Origin of the sequence: Streptomyces sp. NPDC088745, from assembly GCF_044751045.1 — a bacterium.
Taxonomy (GTDB): domain Bacteria; phylum Actinomycetota; class Actinomycetes; order Streptomycetales; family Streptomycetaceae; genus Streptomyces; species Streptomyces cremeus.
The window spans coordinates 94,196-108,421 of record NZ_JBIVLB010000021.1 but is presented as its reverse complement, the minus strand read 5'-3'; the positions used below and the strand labels follow the sequence as shown (position 1 = coordinate 108,421).

Below are 14,226 nucleotides of genomic sequence, written 5' to 3'. Positions count from 1 at the left end.
TACTGGCCGCCGGCGGGGGGGTGCCACAACCCTGCCGGGCCCCCCGCGGGGGGGGGGGGGGGGGGGCGGGGCCCCCCCCCCCCCCGCGGCCCCACCGACCCATCCCTTGGAGCGCACGTGTCCGACACCCCGCACAGCCCCGACAGCCTTCCCACAGCGCAGCCGACTCCCCGACCGCGCCGAACCCGACGAGCGCTGGCCGCGGGCATCGCCGCCGTCACCGTCGCAGGCCTCGCAACCACCGCTCTCCTGGTGACCCGCGGGGATGATGAGCCGTCCACCCGCGCGCACCAGTCCGCCGCCACTCAGAAGATCGCCCCCACCGAGCCGACATCGACCGTTCCGGATCCGCTCACTTCCTCTGCCGCTTCCGCCACCTCCGACGAACCTGCCGCCGACGAGCCCATCGGTGGCGACCCGAAAGTGCCGGACCGGACCGTCAAGGCCCAGTCCGACGCATCCGCCGCACTGGACACCTGGTCCTCCTCCAACCCGAAAGGCAGCGGCCCCCACAGCGTCGGCGGCAACCCCACCACAGGGGGCGGTGGTGCAGTCACCGAAGTCCTGCGCATCCCGGCGCTCGGCAACGACTGGGCACAGCCCGTCTACGAGGGTGTGACCAGCCAGCAGCTACGAGCCGGCATCGGGCACTTCCCCGGGACAGAACGTCCCGGACAGATCGGCAACTACGCCATCGCCGGCCACCGCTCCGGCGTAGCAAGCCCCGCCTTCAAGAACATCGACCGCATCAAGCCGGGTGCGTCCATCTCCGTCACGACGGCGAACCGCGTCACCTACACGTACAAGGTGGCCTCCGTTCAGACCGTAGACCCGAGCAACGTGAACGTCATCGCCCAGGTACCGGGCAAGCCCACTGCCACTCCCACCAAGCCGGTGCTGACGCTCGTCACGTGCTGGCCGGCCAACGGCTCGTCCAAGCGTGTCGTTGTCACCGCCGACCTCGTCCGATCCAGCGGAGGAACCTCCGTCCGATGAGGGTGTCCGGTTACCCTGTGCGGTTCCGACGTCCTGGCCGGCCCTCTGCTGGGCGGCCAGGAGCGGCTTCGGCATCGGGGCCATGGTCGGCCTCGCCGTCATCGTGGCGCTGACCACCCACTTCCCCGTCCGCAGCGAGAGGTGAGAAGGACGGTTCGACGATGAGGGCCGGAGACCACAGAGCCAGATTCGCGGATTCTCGCGCCGTGCCTCGTCAAATGGTGATCTTCGGGCATCACCTCGCGACCCTGCCCCGAAGGACCCGGCATGTCTCCCAGCCTGACGATCACCAGCAACTTCTTCGAGCCGTTCCGCACCTACACCGATGCCGCCGCCCACCAGGCGCTCGGGCTGGCTCGGATCTTCGAGGTCGAGCTCGTCACCCGGCACCCCGACCGGGGGCAGCTGCGCGCCGTCGGCTGGATGAGCAACGCTGCCCCGGGCTCGGAGCGGCACATGCAGGCGGTGGACGAGGACGAGTACCAGAGCGGTGTGTGGAAGCCGCACGCGCAGACCACCACTCTGCTGGGCCACGCCAGCGTGGACGACCCGACTCCGATCCTTCTGGTGTGCACGTATGACTGGTCCTGCCGGTGCAACGCCCCCGCCCTGATCGTGTACGCCAACGGCCCCGACGCGGAGACCACCCGGGTCGCCGCCGATGACGCGGCCTGGGCTCACGCCGGGAGCCTCGCGCTCGCGGACGGCGAGTACGTGGACGGTTCCGAGCACCACCAATGCGAGACCCCGCAGTTGAAGCTGGTGTCGGCGCTGCGCACCCTCCACTTCGCTGCACCCCGGATCCAGACGCCTCCCGGGCGGGACTCCTGCACCGTTCTGCGGGTCAACATCCGCCCCACGGACGGAGCAGTCGCATGATCACCCCCATACGGATACGCGTCCGCAACATCCGCTCGGTCCGGCACGGCGAGATCACCATCCCCGACACCGGCATCACCGCCCTGCACGGGCCGGTCGGATCGGGGAAGTCGACCTTCCTGTCCGCCATGGTGTGGGCGCTGTACGGCGAGGTCCCCGGAGGACTGAAGCAGGCCGATATGCGCCGCTCCGGCGCGGACGGTGAACCGTGCGAAGCCGAAGTGGACTTCATCTTCAACGGGCAGCGCTACACGGCTCTTCGGGGCCTGCGGCAGCGCAACCACCGGGGCGGCGTACGAGAGGAGGCGTACGCCCGCTGGTGGACCAACGGAGCCACCGGCCCCGGCCAGGACGAACCGCAGATCAGCCCGAGCAAGCTCACCATGAAGATCTACGAGCTGACCGGACTGACCGGCCGGGCCTACTGCGGGGCCTTCTTCATCGCACAGGGCGAACTGACCGGGCTGGCCGAGGGCACTCCCGCCCAGGTCCAGCAGCTGTTTGAAGAGCAGACCGGGCTCGGCGACCTTACGAAGAAAGTCGATATCGCGAACGCCGAGGCCCGGCGGGCCGAGGAACTGGCGGCCGCCATGCCCGGTTCACGTGAGGAGACCGATGAGGCCCGCCGCGCGCTCGACGAGGCCCAGCAGCAGGCGGCTGAGGCTCACGAGACGCATGAGGAGCTTGCCGAGACAGCGCGCCAGGCCGCCGACCGGATGCGCATCGCCGAGAAGCAGGCCCAGGAGGTACAGCAGCGGCACCGGCTGGCGGAACAGGAGCGGATCAACCGGGCACGTGCTGATGAGCGAGTCCAGCAGTGCCAGCAGCGGGTGGCCTCTCTGACCGGAGAGCTACGCAAGGCCGGCCTTGCCAGCCCCACGCCGGAGGTCCTCACTCAGCAGTTGGACGTCCTGCGGGATGCTGTCCACTCGGCCGAGCGAGCTGTCGAACAGATCGATGCCGCCGAAAAGCACGCCGCCGCGATCGACGGCCGAGTGCGGCAGACACGAGCCGAGGCCGACCGGCTCGCCGACCCGGAACTGGACCGGCGCATCGAATCGGCGAAGCAGCAGCACACCGAGTACGAGCAGCGGCGCGGGGCGCTCAAAGGCGAGTACACCCGTCTCAGCCGGGCACTACAGGCGCTGACCACGGCCGAGTCTGCCTGCTGCCCCACCTGCGTCCAGCCGCTGCGGAACGTGGGGGCCTTGGTTGCTGATCTGCGTGGCCAGTGGGAGCGCTGCATCAGGGACGGCAAGAACGCGAAGGCGAAGGCGGAGGCGGCGGTCCAGCTTCACGATGCGCTGCTCTCCCGGCGCCAGGAACTCACGCAACTGTCCACTCGTCTGGACGCGGTGCACGCTGAGGCGATAGCCGCCCGGCAGCAGGCCGAGACGGCACGACGTGCGGCCGACGAGGCCGTGAGCGCTGTGGTGGTTCACCTCCCCGGCTTCGACGGGCCGGCGAACCCTGAGCGGGCCCTCCAAGCCGGTCGGGCCGCCATCGAGCAGCTCAGCACAGAACTCGTCCAGGCTCGGCACACACACGGTCTGCGTACTCAGCTGACCAACGCCGAATCTGAGCTGGAGGCTGCACGCGCCGACCTGGCCGCGCGGGAAACCACCCACCCCGACGTCACGGCCAACGAGCTGGCCGAGGCAGCGGGCACGCTGACCGCAGCACGCGCCGAACACAATCAGGCAGCCGCTGAGGCGTCCGAGGCGAACACCCGTTTCCTAGTGGCGGCCGAACGCGTGACCGTCCTGACCAAGGCCCACGAGGTTGCCGAAGCCCGGATGCGTGCGAAAGCCGACAAGCTCCATACGGCGCACATCCTGCACGTGGCCGCCGCGGCGTTTGCTCAGTTCCGACGCGACCTGTTGGCCGAGTACACCGCAGCGGTGTCCCAGGCGGCCACTGACGTGCTGACCCAGATCACCGACCGGCATGTGCGGTTCGAGATCGATGACGCCTTCGTCCCGCGCGTGCACACCGCTGAGGGCACGGTGCGCCCCACCCGGGTTCTTTCAGGAGGAGAGAAGGCCACGGCCGCACTCGCCTTCCGGCTGGGCATCACCGAGCAGATCACAGGTGGCAACGCGATCGGAATGATCATCGCGGACGAGATCACCGCAGCTCACGACGCAGACACCCGTCGAGCCGTCCTCACATGCCTCTCCGAACTCGGTTGGCCTGCCCTGGTCGTATCGCACGGCGAGGAGATCACGGAGGTGGCTCAGCAGGTCATCAGCCTCAGCCAGCCGGACGAGAACACCGGAACCATGATCGCCTCAGCGGCCTGAGCTGGGCCCTCTGCTCTCCCCGTCACCAAGGACGGGGAGGCGGGCGCTGTGCCGCGGAGCTGTCCGTCAGCAAGACCGCCGGGTGGCGTTGCCACCCGGCGGGGCGGCCCCTGCCGTGTTCGCATCTCGCGCCGAGGAGGGCCCGAGGGCGTAGGGGGTGCCTAATCACAGTCGAATCGACCACCGAGCCTGCCTGGCCCAGTCCGTTCAGTGCCAGGCAGGACACCACACCGCAGGGAGCCACGCCTCATGGCGATCAGGAGCAAGAGACTGCCGGTCAGCGAGGCCAACGGGCACCAGTTCGTGAACAACGAAGCGGAGGTGAATGTGTTCAACGGGGAGACGTTCCCCGCAGGCTTCCCGTTCGGCGGCTGCCGGATCTGCGGTCATCACCCCACCTATGAGGTCGTCGAGGAAGCCGCCCACGTGCAGGAACCCTGTTCTCACCCGGACGGAATCACTACGACGATCACCCTGAGCGTGCCCTCCGGCAGACTCCTCGTCTCCGACAACCTGCGCCCCGTCTACAACTGGGGGGACGACGCCCTGGTCGACTACAACTGCGTACTCGGCCGGGACAGAGCCATCAAGGCGATGGCCGCCATCGGATGCGCCTTCGGGCCCGCGAGCGATCGCAGTCTGGGTCTCTACCGCACGGAGCAGGATCGCTACATCATCGCCACCCCGTGGATCGACTTCGACAACGACGAGACTCCGTCGATCCCTGACGAGACATGCCTGGCTCAGATCTGCACGGACATCTGGTCCTACTCCCTCGCCGACTACGAGCACTGGCTATCGATGGGCGGAGACCCTGAAACGCTCGACTCGGGCGACACCGTCGTCAACGTCACCCCAGGGACCTACCAGTTCGTCCACCACTCTGGTGAACGCGGCTTCGACGTCGACGCCGAAGGAACTGTGATCTTCGCTCACGTCGACCGGATCGCGTAGCTCACACGGAGACGCCCTCCCGGACCAGGGCAACGGCCCCGGCCTGGGAGGGCGCGCTTCTGCACGTGCCTACGAGTTGTCCGCGACCAACCCCACGGCGCCCGCGCCAAGGCGCCTGCCGAAGCGGGGCAACCCGCCGGCAGGCGGACCCACAGTGCGTGGAAGAGCGGCAACAGCCCGATCTCATCAGAAGCTGGACCGCTCACAGGACTTCCAGCGGACCGGGCTGCTCCGTGCAGGCCAGATGCAACAGCGAGGCGACGTCTGCGCCTGTCCGGCGAAGGGCGAACGACTTCCTGGCCCGAGGCGCAGCGATCGCCCTCCTACTCGCGAGGGCTCGGCGAAATGCCTGCTCCAAGGCCCTAATGACGGCCCGCGCCCACCGCACATGCCGAACCGCTGGCTGACCACGGTGCGCGTTGCCGACCCTCAACCCACTCACATGGCAAGGAGCCTGGTCCGTTGACCTCTTCGACCGCACCCGTTCTCGTTCTGCGCGCCATCACCGACGCCTACATCGCCCATGTCAAGCAGGGCAACCTCCACTCCGCCCTCGGTCACATGACACTCCTGGCCGACACGTACGGGCTGCCGGCGGTGCGCGACCTCGCTGCTGAACTCACCTGCAACCTCCATGCGCGCTGCCCGGCCCGCTTCCGCAACTCCCTCGGCGGCGTGAACATCTCCGCCGTCTCCCCCGCCCGCCCGGCTGATCCCTTCACCGTCCTCGACGTCGCATCCCGAGCCAACCAGATGATGGGCCGCGGTCAGGTGACGGCTGCGGACCTGTCGCACACCGAGGCCCACATGCACGTCACGGAAGACGTGCGCCGCGTGGTTCAGGCAGCACTCGACACAGCCTCGCACGGGCAGAAGTCGGTCTCCGCCCGCCTGGCCGTCCTCGTGACGCCCCAGCAGCTGTCTGCTGCCGTCGCCCTCCTGACCAACGGCCTCATCGTCTCGCCCTAACCCGCCCAGACCCCGGTGGGGCGGCTCATGGGCCGCCCCACCGGGCTGCGGATCACGTGCCCGAACACTCTGCTCCACCGAGGGAGAGACCTACTCATGACCATGTACGGAATACCCCCGGCATCCTTCCGCCGCGCGATGGCTCCCGAAACCGGCCGCGACCACGCCCGCCACATCGCCGATGTCGCCCTGGCCTGGTGGTTGGAGAACCGCGGGGGTACCAGCGACCTGCCGATTGCCGTGGGCACTCTCGCCGCCCTCGCGCTGGCAGCGCCCAGCACCCCTGCTGGCCGTGACTACGGTCCGCTGCTCCTCCCCCTGGACGACCAAGAAGCAACCGATGTCCTGCGTTCGGTGTGGAACAACCTCTGGTCCTACAACCCTGTCCTGACCGAGGCAGCCCGCCCTCTCCACGAGTGGCTCGCCCAGGCGGGTGACGGCGACACCCGTGGGCTCAGCGACTACATCCGCATCCTGGTCCGTGCCGGCTTGCTGGAGTACGCCAGCGATCTCACACGCTGCGAAGGCGAAGACCTGATCGGTCTTCTGGTCCAACGGATGCGCAGTTACTCCGACCGGCAGAAGGCCGGCCAGTTCTTCACTCCGGCGATCGCGGCCGACCACCACACGGAGATCCTCCTCACCGAGCCGGTCCCGCCGGGGGCCCGGCTGATCGAGCCGTGCGCCGGAACCGGAACCATGGTCCGCGCGGCAGCCGCCACGCTGCGGTTCCAAGGGAAGGATCCCGCCGACTACCGGTGGTGGATGAACGACATCGACGAGATCCACGTCGCGTGCTGTGCCGTCAACGCCGTGCTGTTCCGGCTCGGTCCGAACGTCACCGTGTCCCGCGGCGACGCTTTCCACGACGTGGGTGAACTCGAGAAGGACGCCCAGGCGCGCGCCGAGCGGGCCATCAGCGAACAGCGGCGCAGACCGGTGCTTTACCCCACGCGAACCAGGCCGGTGCACTGGCCCGCGTGACCGGCGGCAGGCGGCTGGCCGTCAACTCTCTCCGTACCGCTGGCGAGGTTCTCCCGCCGGCAGCGCTCAGCCGAAACTCGCCAAGAGGAGGAGGTGGCACCACCTCCTCCTAAGCTGCCCAGAACCACCCTTCGAACGGCTCACCACCCAGAAAGCACCAGCAGACCTCCCAGGAGCACCGCCACCATGACCTCTGACCACCACGTTGCACCTGAGCAGGTGTACTGGTCGTGCAGCCCTGACGGCAGCTCCCGCATCCGCATCACCGGGGTCGGCACCTCACACGCCGAGGCAGTGAACGCGGCGACCCTCCAGGAGCCGCAGCAGATCCCCCTCAACGACCTCCACCCATCGGCCACCACCGCCACAGGGGCCCGGAGGCGTACCGGCTACGCTCTCGACACCGGCGTGATCGACTCGCTGCCGGCCGCCAGACATGTGCAGGACCTGATCGCCCAGCGTCCGCACCTGCCCGTCACGGCCATGGCCCGACACGCGCAAGTGGCCCCCACGACCCTGAAAGACGTACTGCGCGCTGCGGACCGAGGCCAGCAGCGCAACGTGAACGCCGACGTGGCCCACCGCCTGCTCCTGCTCAACGCCGCAGACCTTCCCAACGAAGACCGCGGGTACGGCGGGCAGTCGACTGACGCTGCCCCAGTGATGGAGCATGTGGACCGCATCCTCGTGGAACACCCCGAGATCTCAGTAGCCGCCGTCGCTCGCGCCGTGACGATGACGGTGAGCACACTGGCCGCCACCCTCAAGGACGTGCGGGCGGGCCGGCCACGAACCATCAAGGTCCGCTTCGCCGAACGACTGCTCGCCCTGAACGCCACCGACCTGGCACCGGCCTTCCGGAAAGACGCCGTTGACGCCACTCCAGTCGTCGAGCACGTCCGACAACTTCAGGAAGCGTACGAACTGGCCAGCATCGCCTTCATCGCCAAGACAGCCGGGGTGAATTCGTCCACGCTCACGAGCGTCATCGACGACCACGCCGCAGGACTTCGCAGAGGAATCCACCCGACGATGGCACGCCAGGTTCTCGCGCTCACCGAGCTGCCTGCTCCTGCGTTCCAGCGTCGTCCCGGGGTCACCGACGTCGGCCTGATCCGCCGCCTCCGGGGGCTGTGCGCCCTTGGCTGGACGCTGAACGCCATCGCCCGCGCGGGCGGCACCACCGTCAAGTCCCTCACCGACTTCAACCAGACCGGCAGTGCCACCCCGTCGGTCAAAGCCGCCGTACTGGCGGCCTGGGGGCAACTGTCGCATCGGCCAGGGCCCTCCTCTCTCGCCCGCCAGCGAGCCCTGGTCAAACGATGGGACCCGCCGCTGGCCTGGGAAGAGGAAACCATCGACCAGCCGGCCGCCGAGCCCCTCGGTACACGCACGGCAGGGCGCTCCGGCGAGTGGACACCTGACCTGCTTCGCCTCGAACTCGAATTCCTGCGGGACGAGGGCCTCAACTGGACCGAGTCCCTGGCCCGCCTCGGCCTGCGCAGCCAGCGCGCGCACGAACTCCTTGCCGAGGGCGAGGAAGCCGTCGAGCCCGGGTGTCCGCCCCTTCGTCTACCGTCCCGCCCACAACCCAGCCACGAGCTGGCCGCCTAACCCTGCCGGAACCGAGGAACGAGCAACTGCCTGAAGCCCACATCACGACCACCTCCCGCCCGCGGAAAGCCTCGACTCAACCTCCAAGACCACGTCCAGGCCGTCGATGACGACCTGGACGACACACCCCGAACATTCGTCCCAGACCAGGAGCCACCACATGAACGCCATCAACAACCCCGAGACCACCGACTTCGGCGTCGAGCAGTGCGACCCCGCCCGGCCCGCGCCGGCTGTCGTCGTCACCAACACCCCCGACATGAAGTCCCCCGGGCACGGCTACACCCTGCCCCTCATCGGCCGGGAGCGGCCGCACAGCTTCGAAGCCGTCCTTCGGGAGCAGGCCCTGCGCGTGTTCGCCGACCGGCCGGCCGACATCCTCGCCCAGCTCATCCCGGACTACGCCGGCCTGGAGTCCGCCCTCGAGCAGGCCATAACCAGCGGCGACCAGGACGCGATCGACCAGGCCGAGATCGCGGCGTTCGACGCCCGGTCGGCGCACGCCACCACGATCCGGCACACGCTGCAGCAGCGCATCAACGCCACCGCCCACGACGACGGAAGCTGGAACAACCTCGACGAGGAGGAGCAGCAGCTGCTGGCAGCCGCGGCGTCCGGCGAGGTGCCCACCGGTGTGCTCTACCTGGCGCCGGCCGAGGACGACCTGGGCAACCCGGCGGAGGAAGAGCTCGGCGAGTGGTCGGCAACCGTTCCGCTCGTCCTCAACCGCGGCGAGTACGTCGACGGGGACGTCAGCGAGCCCTCCTCCGGCCTGGAGACCGAGATGCCCGACGGCCGCAAGGTCGTCGTGGTGGTCGAGCACCCGGAGAACCTCGTCATCCTCGATCCGATCGACCCCTTCACGTACCTGTCCTCTCTTGGGCGGGCCGGCGTCATCGAGTTGGAGGAGCGCGAGTACGTGCCTATGGACGACCTGTACACCTCCGTCCTGGAGAGCAGCGCGGCCGCGGACGCCTGAGGTGACGGCCGCGCCGGCCGCGTGGCTTCTGCCGGCGCCCGCACGTGAAGGAGGAGGAGGCTTCAAGCCGTGAGGGAGCTGATCGCCTTCATCACCATGCACCTGCTGCCGCCGACTGCCGCCTTCGCCGCCTGGAATGAGTACCGAAAACGGCGCCGGGCCATGCTGGTAATCACCTTCGCCGGCTCAGCGACCGCAGGCCTTGGCCTGCTGCTCGACAAGCCAGGACTCGGTCTCATCGGTCTGCTGCTGCTGTGCCCCCCGGTCATCGCCATGCGCCGTGACTTCCGCGACGACAACCAGTGACAGCCCCCCTTCGGGCCCATCGACGGCCCGAACGGGGGCTGTCCGCTTTGAGTCGCAAGATCGCCCTTCAGTAAGACATCCACTGGAGGGGCACAACGTGGTTTGCCGCGAGAACAAGGGCCGCTCGGCGGTCATCGGCTATCAGAAGCACCTGCTCAGGCAGCTCGGGTACACGGACTACGACGACTTCGAGCTGCAGTCGGGCGTGCACGAGTTCGGTCACCAGTACGAGGGCTTCCCGGCTCCCACCGAGAAGGAGCAGATGGCCTTCCTCAAGGGCCTCAAGCAGCAGATCGAGAGCGACCCGCGGATCTCGCAGGCCGACAAGTACCGGGACAGCGACCGGCAGCCGGGGATGGTCACCCGGATCGATCAGGAGATCGCCCGGCTGAAGACGGGGAAGGACGAGCACGGCCGGCCGCTGCAGCCCAAGCACAAGATGCGCGGCCAGGACCTGGCGGCGATGCAGCGCCTCGGTGTGCTCCTGCAGCGCAACCAGGAGGCGAAGGACGGCTACTTCGACGTTTACGCCCGCACGATGGGCGTCTCGGCCGCGGCGGCCCGCGGCCGCTGGAAGGCGCTCGTCCGCCGGCAGAAGTCGGAGCGGGAGAACACGCGTATCTCCCTGACAGACAAGTGGCGTGACCAGCTGGCCGTCTCGGGCTTCACCGCCCGGCAGCAGGCCGACATCGGTCAGAGCAACGTCTCCCGTGAGGCCCTGCGCATCATGGAGGAGGAACGGCGGGCCAAGCTGGCCTCGCTTCCCACCCGCCCGGCCCTGACCTCAGCCCAGCGGGTACGGCTTGCCGAGCCGGGCACCGGCAACGTGCAGTGCACCGGAGAGGGCGGCTGCGGCCAGTTCGGGCACGAGCGGAGCGCCTGCCCCAACCAGTTCCTCGTCACGCAGCGGGACGACGCCCGGGCGCGGTGGAAGAAGCTGGAAAAGGAGATCCGTGGTCACCAGGAGCGGGCGGATGAGGCCGCCCGCAACAACTGGGCGCACATCGGCCCGGGGCTCACCAAGATGGAGGAGATGCGCAGGGAGCGTGACGCGGCTCTGCAGCATGACCAGCAGATCACGAACTCCCTCGTGGGCGGTGTCGGCCAGGGCACTGTCAAGTGCGAGCAGTGCGCACAGTTCGGGCACCTGAAGGACGAATGCCCCAACGTCCGTCGCGTCGAGGATCTGGAAGACCTGCGCCAGCGGGTCAACGAGCGCCAGAGGGCGATGGAAGAGATCTACTCCAAGATGGACGATCTGGAGGCTCAGGGCAGCTACGACGAGGAGGAGTTCGAGAAGCTCCGTAACCAGGCCAGGACGGAGGAGGCCTACCGGGATCACGCTGGCATTCAGTTCAAGGACAAGAAGGCCGAGATCGCGGGTGCGGCGATCCGCTGCATTGGTGGCTGCGGTCAATTCGGGCACGCACGAGACGAATGCCCGAACGCGGCCCTGCTCGACGAGGTGGAAGAGCACGCCCGCGAGGCCGACCGGATCCGGGAGAAGATCCGCAGCCGCGCCGAGCTGCGTGGGCAGAACCCCGACACCGCGCCGCTCACCGATGCCGACAACGCCCTGTACGACGACTGGTACGCCAAGAGCATCGACATCGACAAGCGGCTCCTGGAGGCGGGGATCGACCCTGCGCAGATATCCACGGCCACCGCTCTGTCGAAGGCCCGTACGTCGAACGCTCCGGCTTCGGCTCGCATCCAGGAGGTCGGCTACAACCCGGACACCGGCTACCTCGAGGTCACGACCCGGCCGTACACGCGCAAGCGCGACGGACAGGTGATGCCGGCCAAGACGTACGCCTACCGGATGTCGCCCGGCCAGTACCAGCAGATGATGGCGGCCTCGTCCCTGACCAGCTACGTCAGCCAGTCGGTCTGGGCGAAGAACGGCAACAACGTCGCCTACCAGTTCGAGAACGTCGCTGAAGCGACCGAGGCGTCGGTGCAGCGCAAGTGCGCCACCTGCGGCCAGTGGGCCTCCATGACCTCCGCCCACTCCTGCCCTGTGTCCGGCTCCCGGGCCGGGCAGGACGACACCGCTCGCCGCGCTCGGATCAAGGCGGAGAAGCAGGCCGCCCGTGCCGCAGGCCGGCCGGTCCAGATGCCTCCGGCGGTGGCGACGGTCCCGCCGAGCGCGGCACTGCGCTTCGGCAACGAAGGATCGCTGCTCTACGCCGACCGTCGGCGGATCGATACGGAGCTCTCCTCGGGGAAGGTCGCGGTCGCGCAGGCGCGTGCGAAGTTCCTGGACGCGAGCGTGACCGGTCAGGCAGTCGCCTGGAACGACGCGGACGGACAGATGAAGCTGTCCACGGACCGGGACGACGGCGCCACCCTGCAGTGCACCTGCCGGGACTTCAAGAAGAACCACACATGCCGGCACGTTCGGGTGGTCGGTCTGGCCATGGCCAAGCGGTATGCCGCCGATCACCCGGCCGTCGGCTCGCCGCTGCGTAGCGCGCCGCTGCCCGCGGCCGCCCCGGTTCGCGAGGAGACGGCCAAGGACGCCCCGGAGGAAGGGTTCACCCGCAAGTCGTACGCGCAGATCCGGGAGGTTCGGGCGGCATGGCGCGGCAGCGAGCGCAGCCGAGCGGACCAGTTCGCGAAGGCGCAGGACGGCCGCTGGCTGTACGCGGCCGGCGCCGTTGACGGGCAGACCGGCAAGCCGGTCAAGACGCCGAAGGTGTGGTCGGAAGGCGGCATCAGCGTTGACCCGGCGGACGCCGCCGGACGGGAGTCGGTACGGCTCGACCGCGAGAAGGACGTCCAGGACGGGCTCCGCGCGGGTCTGCGCAAGCAGACCGGCAAGCACTGGTCGGTGACGCGGAAGCCCGACGGGTGGCTGCACATCACCACCGCCCTTCAGCGCCGGACCGGAAGCAAGGAGATCACCACTGCCGAGCGGCGTGAACTGGCAGCGGCGCTCAAGCTCCCCATCGACGCCGTCTCCCCGCACGGAGTTCCGGTCCCTCCCGGCAACGGATGGCGCGCCGAGATGCTCGACCGCGCCTCCGGCCGCGCGCCCCGGGTACTCGGAGAGCGGTACGTGGCCCGAGCCGACCAGCGGCCCGAGGTCGTACACAGCGTCTGATCCGCTCCTGTTGGCCGTGCCACCCACCGATGGCACGGCCAGCAGGGGGTGTCCGGATTGCGGGCGATGATGCTTTTACCCCACCCCCACATGAAGGGGACCGCCCGTCGTGTCCACCACCGAGCTGCGCCACCACATCCTTGACCAAGGACTGGCCGCGTTGCGCCGCACCGAGACAGAACGCCAGTACCTCGACCCAGACGTTCAGCTACTGGCCTACACCGCCATGACCACCACCCTGGCCGGCATGAGCACACGGCTGCTGGAGGCTCTGTCCTGTCATCAGCCAGACCTGGCGCGGCGCCTCGCCGACGAACTCCTCGACCTCCGCGACGAACCGCAGGAGATGGCCGACTACCTGCGTGCGCAGGCAGCAGCCGTCGCCCATCGACGTAACACCCACGAAGTGCCGGCAGCCTGAGATTCGCGAGATCTCGCCGCCGACGCACTCTCCCGACACCATTCGTTCGTCACCACCCCACGGTGGTCGGCACACACCGCGCCATCCCCCCGGCAACGTGTGCGCCGGCCACCACCCACTCACACCAGGAGAAGCTGCATGGCAGGAGAGACCGTCATCACCGTCATCGGAAACCTCGTCGACGATCCGGAGCTGCGCTTCACTCCCTCCGGCGCGGCGGTCGCGAAGTTCCGTGTGGCTTCCACCCCGCGCACCTTCGACCGGCAGACCAACGAGTGGAAGGACGGCGAGAGCCTGTTCCTGACCTGCTCGGTCTGGCGGCAGGCGGCGGAGAACGCCGCGGAATCGCTCCAGCGCGGCACGCGCGTCATCGTGCAGGGCCGACTGAAGCAGCGGTCGTACGAAGACCGGGACGGCACCAAGCGCACGGTCTACGAACTGGACGTCGACGAGGTCGGGCCGAGCCTCAAGAACGCCACGGCCAAGATCGCCAAGACCACCGGCAACGGCACGGGCCGTGAGGAATTCGGCAACGCCCGCCAGGCGACCAAGGCGGCGGGAGGCCCGCCCGCCGAGGACCCGTGGGCCACCAACTCGGCCCCTCCGGCCGACGAGCCGCCGTTCTAGCACGGCCGAAACCGACCGACCGGCGGGGGGGGGGGCCCCGCCCCGCGCCCCCCCCCCCCCCCGCGGGGGGCGCCCCGGCGGGGACACC

Annotated in this window: 12 protein-coding genes; all 12 read left to right on the top strand. The window is 68.9% G+C overall.

Features of this window, described 5'->3' with window-relative positions:
* Positions 1-117 precede the first annotated feature (117 nt).
* The 12 genes from ACIP93_RS35045 (at position 118) to ACIP93_RS34990 (ending at position 14,138) form a co-directional block, all read left to right on the top strand.
* Positions 118-996 (top strand): sortase, encoded by an 879-nt coding sequence (locus tag ACIP93_RS35045; protein ID WP_401765943.1) that lies wholly within the window; start codon positions 118-120, stop codon positions 994-996.
* A 267-nt stretch (positions 997-1,263) separates the two neighbouring features.
* Entirely contained in the window at positions 1,264-1,875 is a 612-nt protein-coding gene (locus tag ACIP93_RS35040; RefSeq protein WP_401765940.1) for a hypothetical protein, read from the top strand.
* Entirely contained in the window at positions 1,872-4,178 is a 2,307-nt protein-coding gene (locus ACIP93_RS35035) for an AAA family ATPase (RefSeq protein ID WP_401765938.1), read from the top strand. The genes ACIP93_RS35040 and ACIP93_RS35035 overlap by 4 nt, the downstream gene beginning before the upstream one ends.
* A gap of 249 nt (positions 4,179-4,427) precedes the next feature.
* Complete coding sequence (locus tag ACIP93_RS35030) at positions 4,428-5,132, top strand: hypothetical protein (protein WP_401765935.1); 705 nt, start codon at positions 4,428-4,430, stop codon at positions 5,130-5,132.
* Between the two features lie 462 nt (positions 5,133-5,594).
* Positions 5,595-6,101, top strand: coding sequence for a hypothetical protein (locus ACIP93_RS35025; RefSeq protein WP_376620629.1), 507 nt, complete (start codon positions 5,595-5,597; stop codon positions 6,099-6,101).
* 96 nt (positions 6,102-6,197) lie between these two features.
* Positions 6,198-7,085: a hypothetical protein gene (locus ACIP93_RS35020; RefSeq protein WP_401765933.1), complete on the top strand. Its 888-nt coding sequence runs from the start codon at positions 6,198-6,200 to the stop codon at positions 7,083-7,085.
* A 186-nt stretch (positions 7,086-7,271) separates the two neighbouring features.
* Positions 7,272-8,699 carry a hypothetical protein gene (locus ACIP93_RS35015; RefSeq protein WP_401765930.1) on the top strand — a complete coding sequence of 476 codons (1,428 nt, stop codon included), beginning with the start codon at positions 7,272-7,274 and terminating at the stop codon, positions 8,697-8,699.
* A 160-nt stretch (positions 8,700-8,859) separates the two neighbouring features.
* Positions 8,860-9,678, top strand: a complete 819-nt coding sequence (locus tag ACIP93_RS35010) for a hypothetical protein (RefSeq protein ID WP_401765928.1) — start codon at positions 8,860-8,862, stop codon at positions 9,676-9,678.
* Between the two features lie 69 nt (positions 9,679-9,747).
* Positions 9,748-9,984: a hypothetical protein gene (locus ACIP93_RS35005; RefSeq protein ID WP_401765926.1), complete on the top strand. Its 237-nt coding sequence runs from the start codon at positions 9,748-9,750 to the stop codon at positions 9,982-9,984.
* 97 nt (positions 9,985-10,081) lie between these two features.
* A complete protein-coding gene (locus tag ACIP93_RS35000; protein WP_401765923.1) occupies positions 10,082-13,090 on the top strand; it encodes a hypothetical protein in 3,009 nt (1,002 codons plus the stop codon).
* 109 nt (positions 13,091-13,199) lie between these two features.
* Positions 13,200-13,511, top strand: a complete 312-nt coding sequence (locus ACIP93_RS34995; RefSeq protein ID WP_358250947.1) for a hypothetical protein — start codon at positions 13,200-13,202, stop codon at positions 13,509-13,511.
* 138 nt (positions 13,512-13,649) lie between these two features.
* The gene (locus tag ACIP93_RS34990; protein WP_401765920.1) at positions 13,650-14,138 is read left to right on the top strand and encodes a single-stranded DNA-binding protein; all 489 of its coding nucleotides are present in this window, start codon (positions 13,650-13,652) and stop codon (positions 14,136-14,138) included.
* The last annotated feature ends 88 nt before the right edge of the window (positions 14,139-14,226 follow it).

Bases quoted from the DNA above. Each gene is read 5' to 3' on its own strand.
- ACIP93_RS35020 (WP_401765933.1), top strand. From the start codon at position 6,198: ATGACCATGTACGGAATACCCCCGGCATCCTTCCGCCGCGCGATGGCT.
- ACIP93_RS35015 (WP_401765930.1), top strand. From the start codon at position 7,272: ATGACCTCTGACCACCACGTTGCACCTGAGCAGGTGTACTGGTCGTGC.
- ACIP93_RS35010 (WP_401765928.1), top strand. From the start codon at position 8,860: ATGAACGCCATCAACAACCCCGAGACCACCGACTTCGGCGTCGAGCAG.
- ACIP93_RS35040 (WP_401765940.1), top strand. From the start codon at position 1,264: ATGTCTCCCAGCCTGACGATCACCAGCAACTTCTTCGAGCCGTTCCGC.
- ACIP93_RS35030 (WP_401765935.1), top strand. From the start codon at position 4,428: ATGGCGATCAGGAGCAAGAGACTGCCGGTCAGCGAGGCCAACGGGCAC.
- ACIP93_RS34990 (WP_401765920.1), top strand. From the start codon at position 13,650: ATGGCAGGAGAGACCGTCATCACCGTCATCGGAAACCTCGTCGACGAT.
- ACIP93_RS35035 (WP_401765938.1), top strand. From the start codon at position 1,872: ATGATCACCCCCATACGGATACGCGTCCGCAACATCCGCTCGGTCCGG.